This is a genomic window from Pantoea cypripedii (genome assembly GCF_002095535.1).
GTDB classification, from domain to species: Bacteria; Pseudomonadota; Gammaproteobacteria; order Enterobacterales; family Enterobacteriaceae; genus Pantoea; species Pantoea cypripedii.
In genome coordinates this window covers 227,930-254,758 of the sequence record NZ_MLJI01000003.1, presented here as the reverse complement: position 1 = coordinate 254,758, position 26,829 = coordinate 227,930, and the positions used below count along the sequence as shown (strand labels likewise).

Here is a 26,829-nt window from a genome sequence, read left to right as displayed (position 1 = left end):
ATGAGTATGGTTAACCTCTCCGGTACACGCATGATCCAGCATTCGCTGCCCCGACGCCTGCTACATAACCATTCTGGCGTGGTCAGCATTGCGCTGTTTTTTGTCTTCTGCTGCGTGGTGTTTTCGCTGATCACCAGTAACTTTCTCACCACGCCCAACTGGCTCAACATTATTCGCCAGAGCGCACCGCTGCTGATTGTGGCGACGGCGATGACGCTGGTGATCACCACCGGCGGCATTGATCTCTCGGTCGGATCGACGCTGGCGCTGGTGGGCGCTTTGTCCGCCATTGCCCTCAACAGCTGGGGCTGGCCGTGGTACTGCGTATTGATTGGTGGCCTGGCAATGGGGGCATTAGTTGGCGCGATTAATGGTTTCTTTATCGCTTACGAGGGGATTCCGGCGTTTATCGTCACCCTCGCCACCCTGGCGGTGGTGCGGGGCGTGGCGCTGTTAATCACCCAGGGCTACTCGATCCCGGTACCCGGCGATAGTCCGTTTACCTTTATGGGCCGCGCCTGGGTAATCGGTATCCCGATGCCCGCCATGATCGGCATTGTGGTGCTGATTGTCGGCCATGTGGTGCTTAACCATATGCGTTTTGGCCGCTATGTCACTGCCATTGGTGCTAATGCCGAAGGTGCCCGCCGCAGCGGTATCAATACCAAAGCGGTGGTGATGCGCGTTTACATCATCAGCGGTATGGCTGCCGCGCTGGCAGGCATGATCATCACCGCCCGTCTCGGCAGCGGTTCGTCTAATCAGGGCGAAGGGTTTGAGTTGCAGGTGATCGCTGCCGTGGTACTCGGCAGTACCAGCCTGTTCGGTGGTTTTGGCACGGTGATCGGCACGTTATTAGGTGCGCTTTCCATCGCCATTATCCAGAACGGCTTGATTCTGTCGCACATCTCACCGTTCTACACGCAAATCGCTACCGGCGCGATCATCCTGCTCGCCATCTGGATTAACACCCGCATTCTCAACCCGGCACGCGCCTCTGCCAAAGGATAGCCGATGAAAGGTTCTATTTTTCGTCATCCCGAACCGCTGCCGCTCGGCGTACAAAGCGGTTATGTGATGACGGTCCTCGGCCCGCTGCCGCTGGACCAGATGGGTGTCACGCTGATGCATGAACACATTTTGCTGGATGCCTCAGGCAAATGGGTACCACCCTGCTGTTGCAGTGAGCGCCATATCGCCGAGATGCCGGTACGCATCGAAAATCTCGGTGAATTGTCGCTCAATCCGCTGATGAGCCGTGATAACTGCCAGCTGTTTGACGTTGATGTGGCGATTGAAGAGTTGATGAAATACCGCGCGCTGGGCGGAGAAACCGTGGTTGATCCCACCAATATCGGTATTGGTCGCGACCCGAAAGCGTTGCAACGTATCGCCCGTCTCACCGGCCTGAACATCATCATGGGCACCGGCTTATATCTGCAACCGTCGCACCCGGAATGGGTAAAAACCACCAGCGTGGAACAGCTGACGGAAAAACTGATTTATGACCTCGGTGGACTGGCGGAAAAACCTGAGGTACTGGCCGGGTTGATCGGCGAGATTGGCGTATCCAGCCGCTTCACCGCCGATGAAGAGAAATCGCTGCGGGCGGCGGGCCGCGCCAGTGCGGCCACCGGGGTGCCGATTGAGGTTCATCTGCCTGGCTGGGAACGTCTTGGCCACAAGGTGCTGGATATTCTGGCGCAGGAAGGTGCCGATCTGCGGCATACCGTGTTGTGCCATATGAACCCCAGCCACGCGGATAAAAGTTATCAGCGCGAACTGGCCGATCGCGGTGCGTATCTCGAATACGACATGATCGGCATGGGTTACTACTACGCCGATGAACAGGCGCAATCCCCCTCCGATGAAGAAAATGCTAACGCGATTTGTGCACTGATCGATGACGGCTATCTCAACCAGATTTTGCTGTCACAGGACGTGTTCCTCAAAACCATGCTGACGCGTTATGGCGGCCACGGCTATGGCCACATCCTGAAAAATTTCGTACCGCGTCTGCGCCGTCACGGCGTCAGCGGGGAACAGTTAGAAACGTTGATGATCGCCAACCCACAGCGGGTATTTGGCGCGTAATGGAGAAAATCATGACGAAAAAGGTTCTGCTGGTGGGTGAATCCTGGACCAGCACCTCGACACATATCAAAGGTTTCGATCAATTTGCCACCGCCACCTGGCACAATGGCGCGGTGGATTTTCTGGCGGCGTTGAAGGATAGCGCTTACCAGGTCACCCATATGCCGGTACATGAAGCCCCTGAACAATTCCCGCTGACGCTTGCCACGTTGCAGGAATGGGATGTGATCATTCTGTCGGATATCGGGGCCAATACCCTGCTGCTGCACCCGGCGACCTGGCTGAAAAGCCAGCGCACCGCCAACCGTCTGACGTTGCTGCATGACTATGTCGCCCAGGGCGGCGCGCTGATGATGATTGGCGGTTATTACAGTTTTCAGGGTATCAATGGCGGCGCTCGTTATCGCAACACGCCGGTTGAACACACGCTGCCCGTACGTTGCCTCGCCTGGGATGACCGGGTCGAGCGTCCTGAAGGCTGTTACCTGGAGCAAAGCCAGACGCATGGCATTCTGGAAAACCTGCCTGCGGAGATGCCGTGGCTGCTGGGTTATAACGAAGTCGAAATGCAGCCCGAAGGGCAGTTACTGGCGACCATCGCAGGCACCACGCATCCGCTACTGGCGGTACGTGAATATCAGCAGGGGCGCACGCTGGTGTGGACCAGTGATATGTCTGCGCACTGGCTGCCACCGGAATTTGCCCAGTGGCCCGGATTCCGCCAGCTGTGGATCAATTGCCTCGACTGGCTGACCGGATCGCCCGCATGAGCGAGTTACTCGACCTGACGCAGCAATTGCTGCGTTTTAACACCATCAATCCCCCCGGCGACGAAGCGGCATGCATGGCGTGGCTGGCGGATTACCTCCGCGCTGCCGGTTTCCAGGTGCAGCAACATAGTTTTGGCGATCGACGTGCCAATTTGATCGCCACGCTACCGGGTAAAGCCGAAGGAAAACCACTCGGCTTTACCGGGCATCTGGATACGGTGCCGCTGGGCGTGGCTGACTGGCAATATGACCCTTTCGGTGCGGATATTATTGATGGCCGCCTCTATGGCCGTGGCAGCAGCGATATGAAGGCAGCGATCGCCGCGTTTATCACCGCCTGCCAGCGTCACCAACCCGCGATCATGGCGGGGTGCGGCGTGGTGCTGTATCTGACCGGCGGTGAAGAAACCGGCTGCGATGGCGCACGGGCGCTGATCGGTGACATCGCGCTGCCTCAGCCGGGCGCGTTGATCGTCGGTGAACCTACGGCTAACTATCCGGTGATTGGGCATAAAGGGGCGTTGTGGCTGCGTTGCGAAACCAGGGGGAAAACCGCGCACGGCGCGATGCCGCATCTGGGCATTAACGCTATTTATCTGGCGGCAGAGGCGCTGGGTAAGATCCAGCACTTCTCGCCTGGCGCGGCGCATCCGCTGATGAAGCAACCCACGCTGAACGTGGGACGCATTCAGGGTGGCTTGAACATCAACTCGGTGCCCGATCGCACCACCTTTGATGTCGATATCCGCACTGCGCCAAATCTGCAACATGGCGAAATCCGCCAGCGCCTCTCAACTGCCCTCGGGGAAAGCGTGTTCATCACCACGCTGGTCGATTTGCCTGCGGTGCTGAGCGCAGAAGAACATCGCTGGATGCAGCAGGTGTTCCAGCTATGTCAGCCTCTCCACGCCGAGCCGTTGACTGCGCGGATTGTGCCCTACTTTACCGACGCATCGCTGCTGCTACCGGCACTGGGTTCGCCACCGTGCGTCATTCTCGGACCGGGTGAGCCAACCATGGCCCATCAGACCGATGAATATTGCCTGCTGTCACGGCTGGAAGAGGCAGAGAATTTATATGGGGCATTGATTGAGGCGTGGATGGCCACGTAGCGGCGCGATTTATCGCGCAATTCGCTGCACGGTGTCGGTAAACCCCGCGCAATAAATTGCGCCGCAACAATCCGGTGCATCAATGCGAGGAAACAAACGCCGCGTCGCGATGCTCGGGTGGCACGGCAAAATGCTGCTGCATTCTGCGGCTCTCCTCAGCGGGTGGCAGGCCAAACAGGCGCTTAAATTCACGGTTAAACTGCGACGGGCTTTCATAACCCACCGCAAAGCTGGCGGCAGCGGCAGTCATCTCCTGTCGCACCATCAACATCCGCGCCTGATGCAGCCGTACCGATTTCACATACTGCATCGGCGCGGTACCAGTGATGGTCTTGAAGTGGCTGTGGAAGGTGGGCACGCTCATCCCTGCTTCTGATGCCAGCTGTGCCAGCGTCAGCGCCTGGGCATAGGTGGCATGGATCTGGCGCAGCGCTTTGCCAATTTTGCCAAACTGCCCCTGCTGCGTCAGTGCCGAACGCATGACACTGCCCTGCGCGCCGGTCAGCACCCGGTAATACAATTCACGCATCAGGGCTGGCCCCAGAATGGCCGCATCACGCGGATGATGCAGCGTTTGCAGAAAACGCAGTACAGAATCTTGCATCACCGCATCCATCGGGCTGGACATCATGCTTTGCGGTGCCGGTATCGGTTCGGTCCCGCCCTGTTGATCGAGCTGCAGCATCAACTCCGCCGCAACCGTGAAATCCAGATGCAGATAAATAGCCAGCAATGGCTGCTCCGGGCTGGCATCAGTTTCCATCACAAAGGGCACCGGCACTGAAACCGCAAGGTAGTGCTGGGCATCATAGACATAAACCCGATCGCCCAAATAACCGCGCTTACACCCCTGGCAGACGATAACGATACCCGGATCGTACAGCACCGGCGTGCGTGTCAGAGGACGGTCGGATCGCAGGATACGCACCTGCTCCAGTGCGGTCAGGTTATAGCCCTCCTCCGGTGCCAGTGCACGCAGCAATGCCACCATGCTGGTTTGAATTTGCTCACTCATAAAATCACCCACTCATAAGATTAGGCAATAAAAGCAGAAGATACGGCCTCAGCACAAGCACGAAGGAAGAATATTATGCATTCTCACTTTTAGCGGGAGCCAATCTTATGTCATCAAGCAAAACATTATTCATCACCGGCGTCAGCAGCGGCTTTGGTCGTGCTTTGGCACAACAGGCGTTAAGCCAGGGTCATCGGGTGATCGGCACCGTGCGTAATCAGGCTGCGGGAGAGGCATTTGAAGCGCTCAAACCTGGCTTTGCCACCGCCTGCCTGCTGGACGTGACCGACTTCGCCGCCATCGACAGCGCCGTTGCTACGCTGGAAAAGGAAGTGGGTCCAATTGATGTGCTGGTCAACAATGCCGGTTACGGCCATGAAGGGGTGATGGAAGAATCTTCCCTGGAGGAGATGCGTCGTCAGTTTGATGTCAACGTGTTTGGTGCCGTCGCCATGATCAAGGCGGTGCTGCCGTTTATGCGCCAACGCCGTCGCGGCCACATCATCAATATCACCTCGATGGGTGGATTTATCACTATGCCGGGTATCACCTATTATTGCGGCAGCAAGTTCGCGCTGGAGGGGATTTCCGAAGCACTGGGTAAAGAAGTGCAGCCCTTCGGCATCTTTGTCACTGCCGTCGCACCGGGATCGTTCCGCACCGATTGGGCGGGTCGTTCGATGGTGCGCAGTGAAAGAAGCATTGCTGATTACGATGCGCTGTTTGACCCCATCCGCCAGGCGCGCGTGGAAAAAAGCGGTAAACAACTGGGTGACCCGCAAAAGGCCGCGCTGGCGATGCTGGATATTATCGACAGCGCCAACCCTCCGGCGCATCTTTTGCTGGGAAGTGATGCCCTGGCGCTGGTGCGCGATAAATTAGCCACGTTGAATGAGGATATTAATCGCTGGGAAAAACTGACACGTTCCACCGACGGTGAATAATGTTTTGTCAGCTTGTGTAAATAATTTCAGCTGAATGAACGATGCGCCAGCACCTTATTTCTCTGGTTAATGCTGGCGCAGTTTATTAAAGTTTATCCGACGCTATTGCCGCACAGAAAATAGGTTCTTTGATCAGGGTTTCGAGAAGGAGAAATGCGGATCGATAACAAATTTTTTCGGTGCGCCAGAATCAAATTCACTGTAGCCACGCGGCGCATCTTCCAGTGAAATCACTTCTACTCCGACTATTTTGGCAATCGGAATACGATCCCACAGAATAGCCTGCATCAGCTGGCGATTATATTTCATTACCGGTGCCTGCCCGGTGTGGAAGGCGTGTGATTTGGCCCAGCCCAGTCCCAGGCGAATGCTCAGGCTGCCCATTTTTGCCGCCTTATCGACAGCACCAGGATCTTCCGTGACGTACAGACCAGGAATACCGATTTTGCCTGCGACTCGCGTCACCTGCATCAGCGCATTGAGAACGGTTGCCGGTGCTTCGTGCTGTGCGCCTTCATGGCCGTGTCCACGGGCTTCAAAGCCCACGGCATCAATGGCGCAATCCACTTCCGGCTCGCCGAGAATGGCGGCAATCTGCTCATGCAGCGGTGTATCCTGACTTAAATCAACCACTTCAAAACCTTGTTCTGCCGCATGTTTGATGCGCGCTGCATTCATATCGCCGACAATCACCACCGCCGCGCCTAGCAGGCGGGCCGAGGCAGCCGCCGCCATACCCACCGGGCCAGCGCCCGCGACATAGACAGTGCTACCTGGTCCTACCCCCGCCGTCACCGCCCCGTGGAAGCCAGTGGGCAGGATATCGGAAAGACAGGTTAAGTCTTTGATTTTCTCCAGTGCCTGCTCACGATCCGGCAGCTTGAGCAAGTTGAAATCGGCATAAGGCACCAGCACATATTCGGCCTGGCCGCCGACCCAATCTCCCATGTCCACGTAGCCATAAGCCCCACCGGCACGCGCCGGATTCACCGTCAGACACACGCCGGTGTGCTGTTCTTTACAGGAACGACAGCGCCCGCAGGCGACGTTGAACGGCACTGAGACCACATCACCGATCTCAAAGCGTTCCACATCGCGACCTTTTTCGATCACCTCCCCGGTGATTTCATGCCCCAGCACTAACCCAACCTGGGCGGTGGTGCGCCCGCGCACCATATGCTGGTCAGAGCCGCATATATTGGTGGAGAGCACTTTGAGGATCACACCATGTTCTATTTTCTTGCCCCTGGGGTCGTGCATTTTCGGATAATCAATCGACTCAACTTCAACCTGGCCTTTACCTTTGTATACCACTCCGCGGTTTTCAGACATGTGAGCACCTTTCAGAAAGTATTAAGTATTAAATATCGCCGTTGAGCATAGAATCATACTCGCGCCTCTAAGCTTAATGACTCCCCCGCAGGCGGTTTGGCTTTCTGCATTTATTATTCCTGATGTGTGCAAAGCGTCACAATTAAATTAAACATCATTCAACTTGTGGATAATTTCAGTGCGGGATTTATACGGAATGAATTTTATTTACTGCTTCGCTTATGCAGCATAATCACAGCGACGCTGTGGCCGGTTTTTGTTAGTCGATGTTGTAGTATGTTGTAATCAAAACAGGATAAATAAGGGTGCGCATCACTGCGCACCTGGGGCCATCACTGCAAACTGGCACACACCTGTCCCAGCCGCTGGCACGCCGTTTCCAGCAGCGCATCATCAACTGCATAGGCGATACGCAGATAACCCGGCGTCCCAAATGCCGAGCCATGCAGCACCGCCACCTGGGCTTCTGCCAGCAGCCAGGAGGCCAGCGCTTTATCGTCGCTGATCACCTCCCCACCCGGCGTGCGGCGGCCAATCAGCCCCTGGCAATTGGCGAACACATAAAACGCGCCCTGTGGCGCGCTGGCGCTCAGTCCGTCGGTTGCCGCAATCATCGCCAGCACCTGGTTACGGCGCTGCGCCAGTTTTTCCAGCCAGCCCAGCAGAAAATCAGCCGGTTGATTCAACGCTGCCACCGCCGCCGCCTGGGCGATGCTGCTGGCATTGGAGGTGCTTTGCGATTGCAGCACCTGCATCGCGGCAATCAGCCAGCGCGGACCCGCCGCATAACCCAGACGCCAGCCGGTCATGGCATGGCTTTTTGACACGCCGTTCACCGTCAGGGTGCGATGTGCCAGTTGGGGTGCCACTTCGGCAAAGGTCGCGAACGGCGTCTGGTCATAACGCAGCGGTTCATAAATATCATCGGCCATAATCAGCACATGCGGATGATCGGACAACACATCTGCCAGCGCCCGCAACTCCTGGGCGCTATAAATCGCACCGGTTGGATTGCCCGGTGAATTGAGGATCACCCAGCGCGTTTCCGGCGTCAGGGCCGCCGCCAGTTGCGCCGGTTGCAGCTTCCAGCCGTCCGCCTCAGTGCAGGGGACGATCACCGGCTCGCCTTCCGCCAGCGTGACCATGTCCGGATAAGAAACCCAATACGGGGCGGGAATGATCACCTGCTGACCGGCATCCACCGTCGCCAGCAGCGCATTAAAAATCAACTGTTTCGCCCCACTACCGGCGATGATTTCATCTGGCGCGAACTGCAACTGATTGTCACGGGCAAATTTACCGGCAATCGCCGCCTTCAATGCTGCGGTACCCGCCACGGCGGTGTACTTGGTTTGCTGCTGCACAATGGCTTCGATACCGGCATAGCTGATTGACGCCGGGGTGGCGAAATCCAGCTCACCCTCGCCCAGATTGATCACCGCTTTTCCTGCTGCTTCCAGTTCACGTACCTGGTCAGAAATGGTCGCGGTTGGCGAAGGTCGTACCCGCTGCATGCGCCGGGCCGTTTGACTGTTATTCATAAATCCTCTTTTGTATCTGATGATTCAACTAATACAATTATTCATCCAACATCAGCAGGAAAATTGCCGTGTCACTGATATTCATTCTCGATGATTCACCCTTACCGGCCCGTTACGGTGTCACCGCCAGCCTGTGGGCCAATCAACACGGGTTGCCGTTGTGGAGCCTGCGCCCCAGCTTTAACGGCGATGTACCCGATAGCCATCAACACGTTATTCCCGCCGGTTACTGCGTCACCAGCGGCCTGTATCGCAGCGATACGCTGCAACAGGAGGTCAGCAGCGCCGACTCGCTACCGAACGCTGGCGCAGTGATCGTCTTGCCCAGCGCACGCGCCGCAGAGATTGCCGACCTGCCCGGCATCCGGTTGTTCAGCCACGACAGCGGTCAGACGCTGGTACTGCGCGATGACACCCAGCCGTTGCTCACCCTGCATGCCGACCACTATGGTCGCTGGTCTGCCGCGCCAGCCACTGAGGCCACAAGCACGCTATGCATCGGCCTGATTGGCCGCGAAGCGGACCATCGTCAGGCTTATCCGGCGACGCTGGCGGCGCTGGGTGATGCGGCATCCGTATTACATCTGGCGCTCGACATCCACTTCCTGCCACCCGCCTCGCTTTCCGCCAGCCTGGATGAGCTGGAGGGGCTGCACGGCGTGTTGCTGCCGGGTGGCTCATCGATGGCGGCGGTCCAGGGACAAATCCGCGTCGCGCAAGCCACGGTGACCCGCCCACTCCCCACCCTCGGGCTGTGCCTCGGGATGCAGAGTATGGCGACGGCTGCCGTGCGCCAGCAGCCAGCCTGTGAACAGGCGATTCTGGCGGAGGTCGCCCCCGATGCCGCGTTGCACAGCTTTGTCGCCTTTGCCGATGGTCGTCACCGTTGCGGGGTGCTGCCATTTCATGACGGTGTCATGCACTACAACCATCGTTATCGCTTCAACCCGCAGCTGTTGGCACAACTCAGCGCCAGTGGCGTGCAGGTCAACGCGCAGACCGACGATATCGTTGAGGGGATAACCCTGCCCGATCATCAGTTCTGGCAGGGGGTGCAGGGCCATCCCGAACTGGCATCGCGTCCGGACGCCCCGCACCCGCTGATCACCGCGTTTCTACAGGTGGCGCTTACTCAGCGAGGGTAACGCCAGTACGCGCATCGCTGGCCAGTTTGCGCATCACGCTGGTCAGCGCTGTCTGGGCTTCGGCAGAAATATCCAGCAGCGGCGCACGTACGCGACCACCGTTAAAGCCACGCAGCGCCATTGCCGCTTTTACCAGCTGCGGCTGACCATGCTGACGCGCCAGGGCACGGTAGTCGTACCACAGCTGATGAAGATCGCGCGCCGTACCCGCATCGCCTTTTTCCACCGCGCGGAAGGTGGCCAACACCAGCTCCGGCAGTGCGCCGCTGTTGGTGGTGCTGATACCATCAAAACCGGCCATCATTGGACCTAAAAACGCGAGGTCCGAAGCGCAGAACAGACGCAGACGCCCACGCAGACGGTTGGCGATCTGGTCGATGGCGGTCGGGTTAAGATCCCCCTGTTTGATCCCCACCACGCCGGCGACATCCGCCAGTTGCTCCAGCAAAGCCGGTGACAGCGTGATCCCAATACCCGGTGCGTTGTAGACCAGGATGCCGGTTTTCGACAACGGGGCCATCTCTTTGAAATAAGCCAGGATTTGCGCGTCGGTGATTTCGCTAACGTACGGCGCAGTGACCATCGGTAAACCACCCAGATCGCCCGCCAGAATGGTCAGTTCACGCGCATCACGCGGGTCTGAGCTGGCGCTGCACAGCATTACCGGGATACGGTCCTGCACGCAGTCCATAACCTGATGGAACAATTCACGGCGCTCAGCCAGTGACATCACCGGAAACTCGCCATACGTCCCGCCAATCAGAATGCCGTCATAACCAAGACCAATGACGCGCTCAATGTTTTCCCGCAGGGCAGCGAAGTCGATAGCACCGGCGGCATCAAACGGCGTGACGGTAATGTTGAAAATGCCACGCAGGCGTTCACGGCATTCGTTGATATCTTTCATGGAAATTCCTTACAGCAAAGTTAATGGACGAGAGAGACTGCCAAGCTGGCGATAACCGGTTTCCGTGACCACCACGGTTTCACTGACGCCAACGGTGAATTCGCCGTAAATGCGCAGGGCCGGTGGAATATGGAAAGTCATGCCCGGTTGTAATTCGGTGGTGACACCGCTGTACAGGCTGAGAATGCCGCCTTCGCCCCAGTCCGGTGCGAAAGAGACACCGATGGAATAACCGGTGCGCTTTTTGAAATGTTCGGTGAAACCGGCGCGATCGATCACTTTCTGGCAGGCGATATGCGGCTCGGCACAGGTGGCACCCGGACGGATGGCATCCAGTGCCGCCTGCAACGCTTCCTGGCACACTTTTTCCATCTCCAGCGCAATCGCCGGTGGGCGACCAATCCACGCCGAACGCATCAGCGCGGCATGGTAGCGATCATGAGAGGCGGCCATTTCGAGGAATACCGGCTCATTATCCTGCATCACGCGGCGACGCCAGGTACCGTGCGGCACACCACTGCGCGGTCCGGTGGACACCAGCGGCTCCATCCCGACATATTCAGAACCGGCCGCAATGGCGGCCCCCATCATTGCGGAAACCAGCGCGTTCTCATCGCTGCCGCTGCGAATCGCCGCCATACCGGCACGCATACCTGCATCGACATAACGTGCTGCGGTAGCGATTTTTTCCACTTCTGCCGCAGACTTCACCGCACGCAGCGGTTCGATCACCCCGGCGGTATCGGCGATGGTGCCAAGCTTGCTTTGCAGCAGTTCATAAACCGCAATCGGCAGAAACCAGCCGCGTTTATCCAGCCCGATACGTTTATTCAGCCAGCCACGCTGTTGCAGCATGCCGACAAGGAAATCCACCGGGTTATCGCCGTCCTGATAGATGGCGGCGTCAGAAATAAAGGTGTTGGCGATAAAGTTGAAGTATTCCAGCTGGCGAATCACAAACACCGGATCCCCTTCTACCGGCAGCAGCAGCGCCTGGAAGGTGTAATAACCGGGGGTTTGCTGACCGGTAAGCCAGAAGATATTTTCCGGCCCGGTGACGATCATCACATCGACACCGGCGGCGCTAAGACGCTCACGGGTGCGCTGCATACGCAGTGCATACTCATCCGCGCTGAAGGCAGATTCGCTGCCCTGAACCACATTATTAAGCTGTTGCATCACTAAACTCCTGGAGGAAAGTGGCGCGGGCGGCAGAAAATTGCACACCCAGGCCGGGAGAATCATTCACGGTGACCTGGCCGTGGGCATAAGTGAGGCCGCTGACCGGGTCATCGGTTAAACCATCAGCGCCATAAAGTTCGGCGAACGCCGGTTGCAGCACGCGACACAGCTGAAGTGCCGCTGCCGTCGCCGCATGACCTTCGTTCATCTGACCAATCATGAAAGGAACCGCCGCATTTTGCAGGCGACGCGCCGCCGCCAGCGTCGGTGCCAGTCCACCCAATTTGACCAGCTTGAGATGGCCCCACAGCGCCCCTTCGGCGGCGATCAGGCGATCGATGGACGCGCTGCTGTTAAGGCTTTCGTCGAGCATGATTGGGATGGCATACGGGTACAGCTCCGCCAGATGCTGATCATCAGCGACTGCCAGCGGCTGCTCGATATAGCTCAACTGAAGCGCTTGCAGCTGCGGCAGCGCCTGATGAGCCTGCGCCAGCGACCACTGGCCGTTAACGTCGATCGCCAGTGAGATCTGGTCGCCGAAGGTCTCGCGCAGCCTCTGCAATCGTGCCAAATCGGTGGCGAAATCCGCCACCCCGGTGCGCAGCTTCAGCTGGGTGAAACCGCGTTCGACATATCCTTTCGCCTGGTCCAGCAGTTGCGCTTCGCTGCCCCAGAACAGCGTCTGGTTGGTGGCGAAACCCAATGCCGCCGCCGGAGCACCCAGCCAGGCGGCAAGACTGACGCCCTGCTGACGTGCCAGCAGGTCATGCAGTGCCATATCCAGCACCATGCGTGACGGAGCCAGCAGCGGGCTATCCTCGGCATGCACGGCGGCCAGCATGCTGTGCGCATCGGCCTGCCATTCCCACTGCGCCAGCGTCGCCAGCAGATTGTTCAGCACCTGTTGTTCGCTGTAGCCATGCAGATAAGCGATGTTAAGCCGCACTTCACCGATGCCCTGCACGCCCTGATCTTCCAGCTGTAGCCACAGGGTATCGAGCGCATGCACCGCGCCTGATGCTGCGGTATGCAGCGTCACCCCGGCGTAATGCAGATCGCCGCGCCACAGTTGCGCCTTCACGCCTCAGCCTCCGCAGGCAGCATCGCCAGCGCGATATCGAGATAGATGTAGGCCGCAGCGATAAACTCCGCCACCGGGACAAACTCGTCCGGCTTATGCGCTACTGCCAGCGCACCGGGGCCGACCACCACGCCTTTGGCACCGAGGGTACGGAAATGCACCAGATCGCAACCGCCCTGGAAACCAAACGGGCCAGGTTCCGGCTGACCATGCCGACGGCAGGCCGCCAGGCTGTGCTGCACAATGGCTTCACTGCTGTCAGTTTCGGTTGCGCCGCCGGTGGTCGGTTGCCAGGCGATGATTTCCGCCTCCACACCGGATTGTTCTCTGGCGTGATCGAGCAGCTGTTGCAGTTCTGCTTTCACCTCGGCTTCGTCTTCGCCAGGCACCATGCGGCGATCCAGCAGCAGCTCGCAGTTATCCGGCACCACGTTATCGGCGTGTCCGCCGTGCACGCGGGTGACGGTCAAACTGGCGTTGCCCACCAGCGCGTGGCAGCGGCAGCGCACCTGCTGATGATGCGCCTCCTCGATCAACCCGAGCAGTTTCGCCGACTGGTAAATCGCGTTGATACCCAGCTCCGGCGTACCGGAATGCGCCGTCACGCCTTTCACCCGCACACGCGGGCGCAGGCTGCCCTTATGGGCCGAGAAGGTGGCGTTGGAGGTCGGTTCGCCAATCACCGCAAAGTCGATGGCGGGCGGCTGATCGCGCACATAAAACTTCGCCCCTTCACTCGCCACTTCTTCATCCGCCGTAAACACGCCCATCAGCGTGCCGGACCAGCTGTGACGATTGGCCGCCAGCATGCGCAGCGCTTCTACCATCGCCACCAGCGGGCCTTTGGCATCACAGGCACCGCGACCATATAAACGCCCTTCACGCTCGGTCAGGGTAAAGGGATCGCTCGCCCAACCGGTCCCGGCCGGGACGGTATCGAGGTGGGTATTAAAGGCAAAACAGGGTCCGTCGCCGTTCTTCAGCAACGCAATCACGTTGGTGCGCCCTGGCGCATACTCGCTGAACGAGAGGTCAAAACCCGCTTCGCGCAGCCAGCCTGCTACGCACTCGGCGGCCTCACGTTCGTGACCGGGCGGGTTTTCGGTATTGATGGCGACCAGCGCGGTAAGATCCCGCTTCATGCGCACACTGTCTGCCTGGTAACTGCTCATAGGTACTCCGCTATTAATGTAAGATCTGGTCGAGGAAACGTTTGGCACGTTCACTGACCTGGCCGGTAAAAAAGTCCTGGGCGCTGGCGCGTTCGAGAATTTCGCCCTCTTCCATAAACAGAATTTGATTGGCAGCGCGGCGGGCAAAACCCATTTCATGGGTTACGACCATGCTGGTCATGCCTTCGGCACTCAGCTCTGCCATCACATCCAGCACTTCACGGATCATCTCCGGATCCAGTGCTGAGGTCGGTTCGTCGTACAACATCAGTTCCGGTTTCATCGCCAGCGCGCGGGCAATCGCCACACGCTGCTGCTGGCCGCCGGAAAGCTCATCCGGGAAGTGGTCGGCGCGCTCATTGATACGCACCTTTGCCAGCAGCATTTCGGCCTGTTTGCGCGCCTCAATGCGGTTGACGCCCAGCACCGTCATCGGGGCCAGCATGATGTTTTCCGCCGCAGTGAGATGGGAAAACAACTCGTAGTTCTGAAACACCATGCCAATACGCTGGCGCAGCTGATGCGGCGGGACTTCGCCACGGCTGATGTTTTGCCGGGCAAAAAACACATCGCCGCTGTCCGCCGGGGACAGCAGATTGACGCAGCGCAGCAGGGTCGATTTGCCCGAACCGGACGGGCCAATCAGCACCACGGTTTCACCGCGATTGACGCTCAGCGAGCAGTTTTTCAGTACGGTCTGACGACCAAAGGTTTTATCGATGCCGATCATTTCCAGCAGCGGTTTACGTTCCTGGTTCATGACACCTCCCGGGCAGGTTTAGGCAGCTTCATTTCATGGGATTGTGCTTTCTGGCTTTTGCGGCGGCGCTGTTTCGGGTCGAGGGTGCGCTCCAGCCATGACTGGAAAATCATGAACAGCGTGGTCAGCAGCAGATAGTAAATACCGGCAGCGCACAGCGCTTCGAAGTAGCGGAAACTGGCGCTGGCAGCCTGATTCGCCACCAGCAGCAGCTCCTGCACCGCAATCACCGACACCAGCGCACTCGATTTCAGCATGCTGATCATCTGGTTACCCATCGGCGGCAGTACGATACGTGCCGCCTGCGGTAATACGATCTTGCGCATGATCTGTGCGTTGGTCATACCCAGCGCCATACCGGCGGTGCGTTGGCCGCTTTTCACCGCCTGCAGACCAGAACGCAGGATCTCAGCCATATACGCGCCTTCATTGAGTGAAAGCGCCAGCACTGCACAGGTAAACGCGGAGAAGCGTAAGCCGAAGCCTGGCAGCACGTTGTAGACAAAGATGATCTGGAACAGCACTGGCGTGCCACGAAACAGCCACAGGTAGAAAAAGGCCAGCGCTTTTCCGGCGCGGAAAGGAGCCTCCTGTAGCAGGGCCAGTACCAGACCCAGCACCACGCCACACAACAGTGAGCAGAGGGTGATGAGCAGTGTCATCCACGCACCCTGCAAGAACTCAGGGGAAAGGAAGTACTGCCACATTAAATCAATCGACATAGCTATCTCCGGTTAACGGCTTGAAACGCATTAAAAAATGGCAACGGAATCCGGGAAGTTCCATTTCTCAATCAGTTGCTTGTAGGTGCCATCTTTCACCAGGGCTTGCAGGCCCTTCTCCAGCTGTGCTCGGGTTTCGCTGTCGCCTTTACGTACCGCAAAGGCGATATGGGTGTCGGCTTCAAACTCCGCCCCTACCGCTTCGAACATGCCAGGTTTCTCGCTGAACAGCGCCACAGTGCCCGGCGTAGAGAGGTATTCCGCATCGGCACGGCCCTGAGCGACGGCGACGGCTGAGTCGGTGGCTGCCGGGAAGGTCAGCACGTTGATGGCGGCTTTGCTGGCAGCTACGCAGTTTTTGTTGTCCACGCGCGCCTGGCTCTCTTCGATACCGCCAAGGGTGACGGCGACGTTTTTGCCGCACAGCGACATATCACGGCCGGTGATACCCGCCGGATTACCTTTGCGCACCACCACACGGCTACCGATCTTCAGGTAAGGCACAAAATCCACCTGGGTGGCGCGGGTTGGGTTGACGTACATCGCTGAGTTGATGATGTCGAGGCGTTTACCCTGCAAAGCCGGGATCAGACCTTTGAACTCCATCGCCATTGGGGCTGGCGTCAGTTTGAGTTCTTTACTCAGTGCCGTGATCAGGTCGATATCGAAGCCAGTGAGCTTGCCGTCTTTGACGAATTCGAACGGCATAAAGGTGGCAGCCGTGCCATAAGTTAGTTTGCCGGGGGTGACGCTTTCCCCTGCGGCATGGCTGGCCAGTGGCAGCAGCGCCAGAGTGAACATCAATCCGCGCATGCGGCCTTTAGTGAAATACGAGCTGGACATAGTCGTCTCCTGGTTAATATTTTGGATTTTATGAATCAACAAATACAATCATGATGACAAAAACACGTCCCTTCCTGGTGCACTTGCACGCTTATCGTGCAGTTCCTGCTTTATTTCGCTGCAAAACTTTTCCCGTGTTATTGTATATTCAGACCACAACAATACACTTTCAGGGAACGTTCTCCATGCAGCCTGACTCAACTGCGAGCAGTCGCCGGATCGCCCGGCAAATCCTTGACCTGATATATGAAGCAAGATTCGATCCAGGTCATCATTTACGTGAACAACATCTTGCCGATGCGCTGGGCGTTTCGCGCACGCCGGTGCGCGCCGGATTGAAAGAACTGACCCGCCTTGGCGCAGTGGAAGCCCGGCCCAATCAGGGTTTCTTTCTGTTAAAGAGCGCCGATGAACTGCAACAGCTGAGTATCGAACAACCCAAAAGTAATGATCAAAATTTGTATGAATTGCTGGTCCGCGATCGTATTGCCGGTACGCTGCCTGAGTCCTTTACCCAGACCGAAATTGTGCAGCGCTATGAGGTGGACCGCGGAATACTGACGCGCACGCTGGTGAAGCTATCGGAAGATGGCCTGATTGCACGTAATGCCGGGCATGGCTGGCGCTTCCTGCAAACGCTGAACTCGGATGTGGCGTTGCGCAACAGTTACGGTTTCCGCCTGATGATTGAACCCGCCGCCCTGCTGACGCCGCATTTACATGTCGATCGCCAGTTACTCAAACGGCTGCGTGCACAGCATCTGTGGCTGATTACTCACCCGGATATCACCCAGGTCCCGGCGAAGGACATCTTCGAAACCGACGCCTCCTTTCATGAGCTACTGGCGGAAGCCAGCGGCAATCTGTTTGTGTTACAGGCGATTCAACAGCAGAACCGCTTACGCCGCCTGATGGAATTCGGCAGCTATCACAACAAGCGTCGCGTCAAAGAATGGTGTGAAGAACATGTGGCGATCATTGATGCGCTACGGGAAAACAAGCAGGAACTGGCCGCCAGCCTGATGCAGCAGCATCTGCAATTCGCCTACGACCAGGTAAATATTAAGCGGCCCCGTAAATAATCGGCATAATTTTTGCACATCATGATCCTGAAAATACAATCAGGAGTAGTTTATGGATTTGCAAATTCAACAACGGGTCGCGCTGGTTTGTGGTGCGGGAAGTGGTTTAGGCCGGGCGATGGCGCTGTCTCTGGCGCAGGAAGGGGTAAAAGTCGCGGTGACCGGCCGCAACCTGGAAAAGCTGGCTGCAACGGTGGCATTGATCCAGCAGCAAGGCGGCACCGCGCAGGCCTGGCAGCTGGATCTGGCTGCACCCGAAACCTTTGATGATGTGTTGAATGACATTCGTCAGCATTGGGGTGATGTGGATATTCTGGTCAACAATTCCGGTGGCCCACCTCCTGCCACCGCTCAGGGTACCGATGCCGGTGTCTGGCAGCAGCAGTTTTCCCTGATGGTTTCCTCACTGATCCAGCTGACGGACAAAGTGCTGCCCGCCATGCGTCAACACGGCTGGGGCCGTATTATCACCTCGACGTCGTCTGGCGTGATTGCCCCGATCCCTAATCTGGCGCTGTCCAATGCCCTGCGTATGAGTTTACTTGGCTGGTCAAAAACTCTGGCGAGTGAAGTGGCGGCGGACGGTGTGACGGTTAACGTGCTGGTGCCGGGGCGTATCGCTACCGATCGCGTCAGCCAGCTGGATGCCATCAAGGCGAAACGTGAGAACAGCACTGCGGATGCCGTGGCGGAGAAAAGCCGTCAGGGCATTCCGGCGGGCCGCTATGGTGCACCGGAAGAGTACGGCGCCACTGCGGCGTTTCTCGCCAGCCAACAGGCCAGCTATATCACCGGCACCATCATGCGGGTGGATGGCGGGATGATTGATGCGATTTGATAGATAAGCATGGGGTCGGCATGACTGCCGACCGGTTCAATGGCGGCTGGCACAGCCGCACTTTGACATCTCACCGTGTACATGTTTGCCATGATGCGAGTGACGTACCTGCAATTCACCCTGCTGCCACGCTCCGCTGTCATCTGCTTTGTTATCCAGCAAGCGATTTAACGCCTCTGCCACCAGCAAATCACCACGCTGCGCCCAACTGGTCAGATGCCAGGTCGGAGAGCGAGCCTCGTCGACATCATCAAAACCCACCACGCCAATATGTACACCCTGACCAAAGTCGCGCACTGCCTGCATGACACCGAAGGCCAGCACGTCATTTTCGCAGAACAGCGCATTGATGCGTTCAGCAGCGCGTGTCTTTTTCAGGTATGTCATCATCGCCTGATAAGCCCGTTCACGATCATTCGTACCGGCAATCAGTCGCTGATCGAGGGTCTTATCCGCCGCAGTTAAGCTCGCGACAAAGCCCTGCATCTGGCGCGGTTCGGTTGCAGAATCTTCGCCGCGCATAAAACCAAAACGCTGATGCCCCTGCGCCAGCAGCAGACGGCCAATCTCAGCACCTGCATCATAGTTATCCGCCCTGAGCGCGTTCTCCCCACTCAGCCAGATCGCCGGGAAAGGTAATTCCTCCTGGCGATAAAGAGAGGTGAGGAAGATCAATCCACTAACGCCCAGTTCGGTAGCCTTACTGAGTAACGGCAAGTAATGCTCGCGTGAATCAACGTTGAGCAACAATGACAAACATCCACGCGCATTCAATTGTCGCGTCACTTCATTCAGCATTTTTACACTGTTGGGATTGGCGAACTCACCGCTGACGATACCGATGATTGTGTGCTTTGCTGCCATGAACGGCTCCTTCTGTAACCAGGTTTAACCACGACGGGTTAAGGCCAGACGAATTCCAAGACCAATAAAGGTGACGCCAACCACCCGATCCAGTAACTTTTGCATCGCGGCGTTTTTCGCCACCGCGCTGGCGGCGCCACCGGCTAACAACGCAAACAGGGTATCGGTGGTCAAACCCACCAATGCGTAAGTCAGGCCGAGGATCAGAAAAGATTGCGCATGGTGATCGCCATCAACCACGACAAATTGCGGGAAGAAGGCGATGAAAAATAGCAGCACCTTCGGATTGGTCACCGAGGTAATCAGCCCGCGAGTTAACAGGCTACGCGCACTGACAGGCATTTTGACGGCAGCCTCACCTTCCTGGTGCGTGGCACTGCGGCTGACAAACGTCCCCCACACCATTTTGCTGCCGAGAAATAGCAGGTAGGCAGCACCAATATATTTAATCACCGTAAACAGCAGCGGCGAGGCGGCAATCAAGGCAGTGAGGCCAATGGCACTGGCAACCGCATGAGTACAACTGCCTAACGCCACTCCTGCGGCTGAGATCACCCCGGAACGTCGCCCATTCGCCACGCTTTGCCCGACCACGTAGGCCAGATCAGGGCCGGGGGTTATGCAAAGTAAAAAGACTGAGGCGAGAAAAAGAGGAAAGTGGGTGATGTCCAGCATGGAGCGCTCCTGTCAGTGGCCAAAGGTTGATTTTAACCAACCCGCAACAGGAAGCTAGCACTGCAGAAGAGAAAAAGATGCCAGGATAGCGGCATAATTGAACCCCGCAGTGAAATATCGGGCCGGGTGGTAGCGGCGTGATTTATCACGCGGGTTTTTCCAGCATCGTGCACAAAATTGCGCGATAAATCGCGCCGCTACGGCTCCGTGCGATTAATTTTAGGCTTGTTGGATAGGAATATCATCAACGCTGGTGAAGATAGTCAGACCTGCGGCCAGTCCCACCTGCACATCATTATCCGCGCCCTGCGATGCACCCGGCAGACGCAGAATTGCCTCACAGCAATGAATCAGACGATGCGCCACCGGATAGAGAAATTGTTCACTGATTTCATCGCCAATTTTCTCCGAACCTGCCACCCGTGCCAATGGCAACGCCAGCCATTCACCAATCACCGGCGTATGGCCTTTCTGATACACCGCCAGCGCCACCTGTTCCATTTTGCGCAGGTTTGCGTGGATCAGCGCCTGATCGCCCTGCGTACCGCTGCGGACCGGGCCCGCGATCAGAATCAGCATGATTTCATCTCCGTATTAAGGCGCAATGCCAGGTGTTGCAGCAACATAATCGTTTTCGCATCCATAATTTCACCGCTTTCAATCGCCCTGAGCGCGCGCGCTAAAGGCCACTCCAGCACTTCGATGTCTTCCCCCTCTTCTGCCAGGCCACCGCCCGAACTATGGCGATCCTTGTCCTGATATTCCGCGAGAAAGAAATAGAGTTTCTCGGTCACTGACCCCGGACTCATAAAGGCTTCAAACACCTTTTCGATACGCTGAATACGAAAACCGGTTTCTTCCTGCGCTTCGGCAATGATGCGTTCTTCGGGTGACGCGTTGTCGAGCAAGCCCGCCGCCGCTTCAATCAAAAAGCCGTTGTGTCCGTTGATAAACACCGGAAAACGAAACTGCCGCGTTAGCACCACGCTGCTTTTTGCGCGATTAAATAACAGCACTACCGCGCCATTGCCACGATCGTATGATTCGCGGCTTTGTTCCTGCCAGCTGCCATCAGCCCGCAAAAACTCAAAGGTGTATTTTTTTAGCGTGTACCAGTTATCCGATAGCAATTGTTCGTGGATATGCCGCACACGTGGTGATGTTGATTGCATGTTTTACTCTCCTGAAGGTGACAATAATCACGCTATCATGCATAATCGTGCACATACAAGAAAAAAAAGGAATAAAAACGCATGCTCTCCAGTCAGCGAAAACAGCAAATCCTTGATATTCTGACCGCCGAAAAGCAGGTACTTTCCAGCGAACTGAGCCAGCGCTTCCGCGTTTCTGAAGACTCAATCCGTCGTGATTTAAGGGAGTTAGCCGCCGAAGGGCTGTTGCAACGTGTGCACGGTGGGGCGTTGCCGGTATCAGCAGCCATTGCGCCTTTTGAAACACGCAAAAACGTGCAAATAGGCTCAAAACAGCAGATTGCACAGAAAGCCGTGCGGCTGATTCAGCCCGGCCAGGTGGTGATTATCGATGGTGGCACCACCACAGAAGAAATGATCAAACTGCTGCCGCAGGATGTGGATTTTACCGTGGTGACGCACAGCCCGAGCATTGCCATGGGGCTGTTACCCTACCCACGCGTTGAGGTAATCATTATCGGCGGGCGCTTATTCCGCCATTCGGTGGTGACTGTCGGCGCGGCTATGCTGGAGTCGATCGCACGCATCAACGCCGATTTGTTCTTTATGGGCGTGACCGGCGTGCATAAAACCGCTGGCCTCACCACAGGAGATTATGAAGAAGCTGGCGTGAAGCGTGCACTGGCTGCCAGAGCTGCCGAGACCGTGGTGATGGTCTCGAAAGAGAAAATGAACTCCGCTTCAGCGTTTGCGATTGGCGATTTGTCGCTTGCCAGCACGCTGATCGTTGATGATCCGCTTGATGACGCGATGACGCGATTACTGGCGCAAAAACAGATCACGGTTATTTAGCCACGCGGGTAAATTGCTGTTCCAGCATGGATTTTCCCCACTGGTCGCCCTGCCACTCCTGTGTCAGGGTAAAACCAAAGGATTCGTACAGACGACGGGCAGCGTCCAGTCCGCTGAATGTCCAGAGCTGAACCGCAGGGAATGCCTGTGCATCACAAAACGCCATCGCGGCACTCAGTAATTTTCTGCCGACGCCCGCCCCACGGCAGCCATCGTCGAGAATAAACCAGCGCAGATGCGCCTGATTATTTCCCAGGTCCTCACCATCGATGGCAACCGAGCCAACAATACGCCCCTGCTGGCTGGCGACCCAGATTTGGTTGCGTGGTGAATCCAGCCGACCGGCAAATTCCGCCAGACCTGTTGCCACTTTGCCTTCAAAAAAGTGGCCAAAACTATGCTGCTGCGCATAGTAGCGACCATGCATTTCCGCGACCCGACCGATCAAGCCCGGCTGATAACCGGTAGTGATGGCGATTTCCGGCACCACCTCAGCCTGATCGCGGCGCGCTTTTAATGCTCCAGCATAGGCCGCCAGCCCCTGTGCAACCGCCTGCTGTTGCGGCACGCTCAGATGCGCCAGCGCGGTGATCACCTGGCTGCTGGCATATTCATTAATCCGGGCAACGCTGATTTTTCCCTGATCGGTCAGTGCCAGCTGCTTCACTCGCGCATCCTGCGCCGACGGTATTTCGGTTAATTCGCCTGCTTTGATCAATTTGCCCAGCATACGGCTCACGCTGGATTTCTCCAGCCCAAGGATTTGTACCAGCTGCGCGGCGGTCATCCCGTCATGGCTGGCAACTTCCAGCAGGGTATGCACCGCCGAGGGAGAATATTCGGTCGCCGCAAGGGTGGTGTTCATAAATCCCAGCTCGCGCACCATCAGGCGCGATGAAGCACGGATAGTCTGGATAAGGGTGGGATCGGTCATGGTTAGCATTCGGTGTGAAATAAGGTTGTATAATACAACCATTTTGCGGATGAAGTTGTCAAGGGGGGTACTGGGTTGTGTATCGAGCAGTAAAAGCGTCAGACCCGATGCAACAGAAAATAGTGCCACTTCTATATATATGATAAGGTACGTTGAACTATCAGAACATTTTAAGGTTGAAGGATCATGACTATTGAAAATGAACTCAGAGAGAAAGGATTCTCCGAAAAGGATTTAATTCGTTTAAAACAAATACTATCCAAGCCGCACAACAGAGGCCAGACTTTATCATCATTAATTATTGACCTCAGTAAACGTTTCTGGGGTGGCATCATATGTATGATTGTTCTGGCATTCGTTGCCGTTTTAGGTATTTTCAAAGATAGCGCTGAAAATACATCTGCATATGTAATTGTAATTGTGTTTGGATTAGTCGTTGTTTACTTCATCACACCTATTAATCTGGCATGGAAAGCTCGCAAGTATATTGCGAGCAAAAGGTAAACTCATTGTTTCTCTTTATGCATATCATAAAGATTCACGCCAACCTTAGTGCCTTTATAAGCAGCGCCAGCACCGCTAATGGCAAACATATCAACAAAGTAGAACTCTCTGTTTGCAAAGCTGGCGGTACACAAATCGAATATTGCCGCATAACCTTAGAAGACGTATTGATTACCAATGCCATTTTCAATGGTACAACGCATACTGATCTTATTGGTATGGCATATCAGTTCCAGGCAGCTAAGGTACAAACACAGTATTGGGAGCAGTCTGCTAGTGGCGGTAAAGGTGCAGAATCTCAATCCAGCTGGAATATTAAGGAAAATCGCGAATAAGTGTATTGAGGCCCTATAGCAATGGATTATGTTTTACAGAATAATTAACGTGACCCAGCTACAGGGCAGAAATATTCCTCCCAGCATTGACATACTGTATTTACCCATTAAATAAATAGATGGCTAGATTTAATCCTCCTAATCATAGTCACATTGGCATTTTTATCTGGATTATGTATCGGGCAAGGATTAATATCAGCTCATCCCTTCACCCACTGATAACTAAGGAGGATTACTATGCTGACGTGTGAATTGTTTATTTACTCACACCTCTATAGTAATTGGTCGTGCTCAGGCGTCACCGGTATCGTGCTGCGATAATCCGCGTCCTGAGCGAAGTCACTGAAAATTTAACTCCCTTCCCTCCGGCTTACCGGGTTGTCGTCAGCGTTGTTTGACGTCAGGCCTTTTTGCGCCTGCAACTTATGAGTAAGCACATGAGCACTTTACTATCAGCACAGGCTGTCGGCTTTGATAATGCCTTCGGCACCCTTTTTCACAACATCACTTTTAGTCTGCAAAAAGGCGACCGCATTGGTCTGCTGGGGGCAAACGGCAGCGGCAAAAGTACTCTGCTAAAAATCCTCAGCGGCGAACTGGATGTCAGCAGGGGTAACATCGTGCAGGCCAGCCACTGCTTACTGGCAAGAATTGAGCAACACCTGCCGTCATCACTTGCGCAGGCAACGCTACTGGCTAGCGTAGTGGTACAGCTGCCGCCCTCGCTGCAACTGAGTGAACGCTGGCGTGCGGAAGCTCTGCTCGACAGCCTCGGATTCAGCGTGGACCAGCAAGCACAAACCGCCGCAACCCTGAGCGGTGGCCAACATATGCGTTTGTTGCTGGCTCGTGCGCTGATTCAGCAACCCGATCTGTTGCTGCTGGATGAACCGAGCAACCATCTCGATCTCCCCACGTTGCTGTGGCTGGAAACCTTCCTCAATAGCTGGAATGGCAGCTTTGTGCTGGTGTCGCATGACAGCACCCTGCTGGACCGCGTGACAACCAGCAGCTGGATGTTGCGGGATAAAACTTTGCAGTTCTTTGACCTGCCCTGTAGCGCCGCGCGTGCCGCCCTGGCGGACCAGGATGAAGCCGACGCGCAACGTTTTCACAGCGAGCAGAAGGAGATCGATCGGCTGGCTAAAAGCGCGCATCGGCTGGCGATTTGGGGACGCACCTATGATAACGAAGGTCTGTCACGCAAAGCGCAGCAGATGGAGAAACGGGTTGACTGGCTGAGGGAAGCACAAACCACCCTCACCGACGGCAGCCCCTGGCGTTTGCAATTGCAAGGAGAAGCACTGGATGCCGATCGCGTGCTGGCACTGCCGGAAATGACGGTGCGCCCGGCCCCGCAAGCAGCGGTGTTGTTCAGATTACCGGCTTTACAGGTGAAAAGTGGCGATCGCATCGCCGTGGCTGGCCGCAACGGTTCAGGTAAATCATCCCTGTTGCGTCATCTGTGGCAGAGCTGGCAGCAGCCAGCGTCTGGCATGTTTCATCCCCGTGTCCGGCTTGGTTATTACGATCAAAATCTGATGCAGTTAGCGGATGACGCTACCTTAAGCGATGCGCTGGTACCTTTCGTCTCTCTCAGCGCTGACCAGCGCAAAATGGCGCTGATCGCCGCCGGTTTCCCTTATGCGCGCCATCAACAACGGGTGGATTCACTCAGTGGCGGCGAGCGCTCGCGGCTGTTGTTTGTCGGATTGACCCTTGCACGCTACTCATTGTTGTTACTGGATGAACCGACAAACCATCTTGATATCGCAGGCAAAGAGGAGCTGGCCGCAGCACTAAATCAGTTCGCGGGTGCGGTGTTATTAATCACACACGATCGTTTACTGATGGAGCAGAGCTGCAATCGATTCTGGTTGATTGATCAACAGCAGCTTACCGAGTGGCAGGATCTGCCCGCCATGACAGCCAAACTGGGGGTTGACCAACCTGTGCCGCCGTGCAGACAAGACGTATCTCAGGTTGTGGATACGCCAGGCGATGATGAAGATACGATGCTGGCAACCTTGCTGGATTTACAGCAAAAACTGGCTGATGACCTCAGCCGTAAGCCAAAGCACCAGAAACCGGCACTACAGCAAGAGTGGCGACAGCAGATCGCCGTGCTGCATGCGCGGCTTGATTTACTGTGAGTCGCCTGCAAGTTAGATTGAATGGCAGGCACAACCATTATTAAAGGAATGACAGATGGCTTTTACTCAAATCATTGCAAGACTCCCGGCTGACAATTGCGCGGCAGGGCTGACTACCGCTTCTCTCGGCGCGCCGGATGCTGAACTCACCCGCAGGCAGTTCTGGGATTATCTGAACGCGATGCTGTCGCTCAGATTGAAGGTAACACTGCTACCCGCAGAAGCGGACTTTCCCGATGCGCACTTTGTCGAAGATACCGCCGTGGTCCTGCCGGAACTGGCAGTGATCACCCATCCCGGCGCGCCACAGCGGGCGGGCGAAGTCGAGTCAATCAAAGCGGTGCTGAAGGATTTTCGCCCGCTGAAAGTGATGAGCGAGCACGGAACGCTCGAAGGCGGCGACGTCATGTTAATCGATAAGGCGTTTTATATCGGACTGACGACCCGCACCAATGAGGCCGGTATCAGCGAGTTTGCCAGCCTGGTGGAGCCTTATGGTTACAGTGTCACGGCGGTTGAGGTTGACGAAGGTTTGCATCTTAAATCGGCGATCAATTATGTCGGTAAAAATACCCTGATCTCGACAGAGAAATTTGCCCGCCTGCCGCAATTCTCCCACTATCAGCACCTGATTATTCCCGACGAAGAAATTTACGCCGGTAATACTTTGCTGATTAACGGCACGCTAATTACCCCGACGGGTTATCCGGCCACCCTGGCACAACTGCGCACGCTGGATATGCCAATTATCGAACTGGATACCAGTGAGATCCGTAAAATGGACGGCGGCCTGACCTGCCTTTCACTGCGCTTCTGAC

Annotated in this window: 27 protein-coding genes and 1 pseudogene; 13 read left to right on the top strand and 15 right to left on the bottom strand. The window is 56.2% G+C overall.

Going from position 1 to position 26,829, the window contains the following annotated elements; genetic code table 11:
* The 4 genes from HA50_RS29245 to HA50_RS29230 are packed head-to-tail and all read left to right on the top strand — an operon-like array spanning position 1 to position 3,976.
* Positions 1 to 1,011: an ABC transporter permease gene (locus HA50_RS29245; RefSeq protein WP_084880884.1), complete on the top strand. Its 1,011-nt coding sequence runs from the start codon at positions 1 to 3 to the stop codon at positions 1,009 to 1,011.
* A gap of 3 nt (positions 1,012 to 1,014) precedes the next feature.
* Positions 1,015 to 2,094, top strand: coding sequence for a phosphotriesterase family protein (locus tag HA50_RS29240; RefSeq protein WP_084880883.1), 1,080 nt, complete (start codon positions 1,015 to 1,017; stop codon positions 2,092 to 2,094).
* A gap of 11 nt (positions 2,095 to 2,105) precedes the next feature.
* The gene (locus tag HA50_RS29235) at positions 2,106 to 2,864 is read left to right on the top strand and encodes a glutamine amidotransferase (protein WP_084880882.1); all 759 of its coding nucleotides are present in this window, start codon (positions 2,106 to 2,108) and stop codon (positions 2,862 to 2,864) included.
* Complete coding sequence (locus HA50_RS29230; protein ID WP_084880881.1) at positions 2,861 to 3,976, top strand: M20 family metallopeptidase; 1,116 nt, start codon at positions 2,861 to 2,863, stop codon at positions 3,974 to 3,976. The genes HA50_RS29235 and HA50_RS29230 overlap by 4 nt, the downstream gene beginning before the upstream one ends.
* Positions 3,977 to 4,055: 79 nt before the next feature.
* On the opposite strand, the gene HA50_RS29225 is transcribed toward HA50_RS29230, so the two are convergent.
* The gene (locus HA50_RS29225; protein ID WP_084880880.1) at positions 4,056 to 4,991 is read right to left on the bottom strand and encodes an AraC family transcriptional regulator; all 936 of its coding nucleotides are present in this window, start codon (positions 4,989 to 4,991) and stop codon (positions 4,056 to 4,058) included.
* A 107-nt stretch (positions 4,992 to 5,098) separates the two neighbouring features.
* On the opposite strand from HA50_RS29225, the gene HA50_RS29220 reads away from it, so the two are divergent.
* Positions 5,099 to 5,935 (top strand): oxidoreductase, encoded by an 837-nt coding sequence (locus HA50_RS29220; RefSeq protein WP_084880879.1) that lies wholly within the window; start codon positions 5,099 to 5,101, stop codon positions 5,933 to 5,935.
* Positions 5,936 to 6,067: 132 nt separating this feature from the next.
* On the opposite strand, the gene fdhA is transcribed toward HA50_RS29220, so the two are convergent.
* Both fdhA and HA50_RS29210 read right to left on the bottom strand, forming a co-directional pair.
* Positions 6,068 to 7,267 carry a formaldehyde dehydrogenase, glutathione-independent gene (gene fdhA / locus HA50_RS29215; protein ID WP_084880878.1) on the bottom strand — a complete coding sequence of 400 codons (1,200 nt, stop codon included), beginning with the start codon at positions 7,265 to 7,267 and terminating at the stop codon, positions 6,068 to 6,070.
* A gap of 332 nt (positions 7,268 to 7,599) precedes the next feature.
* A complete protein-coding gene (locus tag HA50_RS29210) occupies positions 7,600 to 8,808 on the bottom strand; it encodes a pyridoxal phosphate-dependent aminotransferase (RefSeq protein ID WP_084880877.1) in 1,209 nt (402 codons plus the stop codon).
* A 68-nt stretch (positions 8,809 to 8,876) separates the two neighbouring features.
* Between HA50_RS29210 and HA50_RS29205 the strand changes: the two genes are divergently transcribed.
* Entirely contained in the window at positions 8,877 to 9,953 is a 1,077-nt protein-coding gene (locus tag HA50_RS29205; RefSeq protein ID WP_084880876.1) for a glutamine amidotransferase-related protein, read from the top strand.
* On the opposite strand, the gene HA50_RS29200 is transcribed toward HA50_RS29205, so the two are convergent.
* From HA50_RS29200 to HA50_RS29170, 7 genes are read right to left on the bottom strand one after another with little or no spacing between them, the layout of a single operon-like run.
* Positions 9,937 to 10,860 (bottom strand): dihydrodipicolinate synthase family protein, encoded by a 924-nt coding sequence (locus tag HA50_RS29200; protein ID WP_084880875.1) that lies wholly within the window; start codon positions 10,858 to 10,860, stop codon positions 9,937 to 9,939. The two genes, HA50_RS29205 and HA50_RS29200, sit on opposite strands and share 17 nt — an antisense overlap.
* A gap of 9 nt (positions 10,861 to 10,869) precedes the next feature.
* A complete protein-coding gene (locus HA50_RS29195; RefSeq protein WP_084880874.1) occupies positions 10,870 to 12,039 on the bottom strand; it encodes a M24 family metallopeptidase in 1,170 nt (389 codons plus the stop codon).
* Complete coding sequence (locus HA50_RS29190) at positions 12,026 to 13,126, bottom strand: mandelate racemase/muconate lactonizing enzyme family protein (RefSeq protein ID WP_084880873.1); 1,101 nt, start codon at positions 13,124 to 13,126, stop codon at positions 12,026 to 12,028. The genes HA50_RS29195 and HA50_RS29190 overlap by 14 nt, the downstream gene beginning before the upstream one ends.
* Positions 13,123 to 14,298 carry a M20 family metallopeptidase gene (locus tag HA50_RS29185; protein WP_084880872.1) on the bottom strand — a complete coding sequence of 392 codons (1,176 nt, stop codon included), beginning with the start codon at positions 14,296 to 14,298 and terminating at the stop codon, positions 13,123 to 13,125. The genes HA50_RS29190 and HA50_RS29185 overlap by 4 nt, the downstream gene beginning before the upstream one ends.
* 13 nt (positions 14,299 to 14,311) lie before the next feature.
* A complete protein-coding gene (locus HA50_RS29180; protein ID WP_084880871.1) occupies positions 14,312 to 15,058 on the bottom strand; it encodes an amino acid ABC transporter ATP-binding protein in 747 nt (248 codons plus the stop codon).
* Positions 15,055 to 15,780 carry an amino acid ABC transporter permease gene (locus tag HA50_RS29175; protein WP_084880870.1) on the bottom strand — a complete coding sequence of 242 codons (726 nt, stop codon included), beginning with the start codon at positions 15,778 to 15,780 and terminating at the stop codon, positions 15,055 to 15,057. Before HA50_RS29175 ends, HA50_RS29180 begins: the two co-directional genes overlap by 4 nt.
* Positions 15,781 to 15,810: 30 nt before the next feature.
* On the bottom strand, positions 15,811 to 16,623 hold the full coding sequence (locus HA50_RS29170; RefSeq protein WP_084880869.1) for an ABC transporter substrate-binding protein: 813 nt from the start codon (positions 16,621 to 16,623) through the stop codon (positions 15,811 to 15,813).
* Between the two features lie 185 nt (positions 16,624 to 16,808).
* Between HA50_RS29170 and HA50_RS29165 the strand changes: the two genes are divergently transcribed.
* Both HA50_RS29165 and HA50_RS29160 read left to right on the top strand, forming a co-directional pair.
* On the top strand, positions 16,809 to 17,705 hold the full coding sequence (locus tag HA50_RS29165) for a GntR family transcriptional regulator (protein ID WP_084880868.1): 897 nt from the start codon (positions 16,809 to 16,811) through the stop codon (positions 17,703 to 17,705).
* A 52-nt stretch (positions 17,706 to 17,757) separates the two neighbouring features.
* A complete protein-coding gene (locus HA50_RS29160) occupies positions 17,758 to 18,543 on the top strand; it encodes an SDR family oxidoreductase (protein WP_084880867.1) in 786 nt (261 codons plus the stop codon).
* Positions 18,544 to 18,579: 36 nt separating this feature from the next.
* On the opposite strand, the gene HA50_RS29155 is transcribed toward HA50_RS29160, so the two are convergent.
* The 4 genes from HA50_RS29155 to HA50_RS29140 form a co-directional block, all read right to left on the bottom strand.
* Complete coding sequence (locus HA50_RS29155) at positions 18,580 to 19,407, bottom strand: substrate-binding domain-containing protein (RefSeq protein WP_084880866.1); 828 nt, start codon at positions 19,405 to 19,407, stop codon at positions 18,580 to 18,582.
* Positions 19,408 to 19,431: 24 nt separating this feature from the next.
* A complete protein-coding gene (locus HA50_RS29150) occupies positions 19,432 to 20,082 on the bottom strand; it encodes a LysE family translocator (RefSeq protein ID WP_084880865.1) in 651 nt (216 codons plus the stop codon).
* A gap of 219 nt (positions 20,083 to 20,301) precedes the next feature.
* A complete protein-coding gene (locus tag HA50_RS29145; protein ID WP_084880864.1) occupies positions 20,302 to 20,661 on the bottom strand; it encodes an NUDIX hydrolase in 360 nt (119 codons plus the stop codon).
* The gene (locus tag HA50_RS29140) at positions 20,655 to 21,254 is read right to left on the bottom strand and encodes an NUDIX hydrolase (RefSeq protein ID WP_084880863.1); all 600 of its coding nucleotides are present in this window, start codon (positions 21,252 to 21,254) and stop codon (positions 20,655 to 20,657) included. Before HA50_RS29140 ends, HA50_RS29145 begins: the two co-directional genes overlap by 7 nt.
* 81 nt (positions 21,255 to 21,335) lie before the next feature.
* Here HA50_RS29140 and HA50_RS29135 point away from each other — a divergent pair, with 81 nt between their 5' ends.
* Positions 21,336 to 22,085 (top strand): DeoR/GlpR family DNA-binding transcription regulator, encoded by a 750-nt coding sequence (locus HA50_RS29135; protein ID WP_084880862.1) that lies wholly within the window; start codon positions 21,336 to 21,338, stop codon positions 22,083 to 22,085.
* Here HA50_RS29135 and HA50_RS29130 read toward each other — a convergent pair.
* Positions 22,078 to 23,019, bottom strand: a complete 942-nt coding sequence (locus HA50_RS29130) for a bifunctional helix-turn-helix transcriptional regulator/GNAT family N-acetyltransferase (RefSeq protein ID WP_084880861.1) — start codon at positions 23,017 to 23,019, stop codon at positions 22,078 to 22,080. The two genes, HA50_RS29135 and HA50_RS29130, sit on opposite strands and share 8 nt — an antisense overlap.
* A gap of 186 nt (positions 23,020 to 23,205) precedes the next feature.
* Here HA50_RS29130 and HA50_RS29125 point away from each other — a divergent pair, with 186 nt between their 5' ends.
* From HA50_RS29125 to HA50_RS29110, 4 genes and pseudogenes are all read left to right on the top strand, one after another.
* On the top strand, positions 23,206 to 23,523 hold the full coding sequence (locus HA50_RS29125; RefSeq protein ID WP_084880859.1) for a hypothetical protein: 318 nt from the start codon (positions 23,206 to 23,208) through the stop codon (positions 23,521 to 23,523).
* 41 nt (positions 23,524 to 23,564) lie between these two features.
* Positions 23,565 to 23,858, top strand: a pseudogene (locus tag HA50_RS29120) (Hcp family type VI secretion system effector); the annotation flags it as partial.
* Between the two features lie 437 nt (positions 23,859 to 24,295).
* Complete coding sequence (locus HA50_RS29115; protein ID WP_084880855.1) at positions 24,296 to 26,011, top strand: ABC-F family ATP-binding cassette domain-containing protein; 1,716 nt, start codon at positions 24,296 to 24,298, stop codon at positions 26,009 to 26,011.
* A 55-nt stretch (positions 26,012 to 26,066) separates the two neighbouring features.
* Entirely contained in the window at positions 26,067 to 26,828 is a 762-nt protein-coding gene (locus HA50_RS29110) for a dimethylarginine dimethylaminohydrolase family protein (RefSeq protein WP_084880852.1), read from the top strand.
* Position 26,829 lies beyond the last annotated feature (1 nt).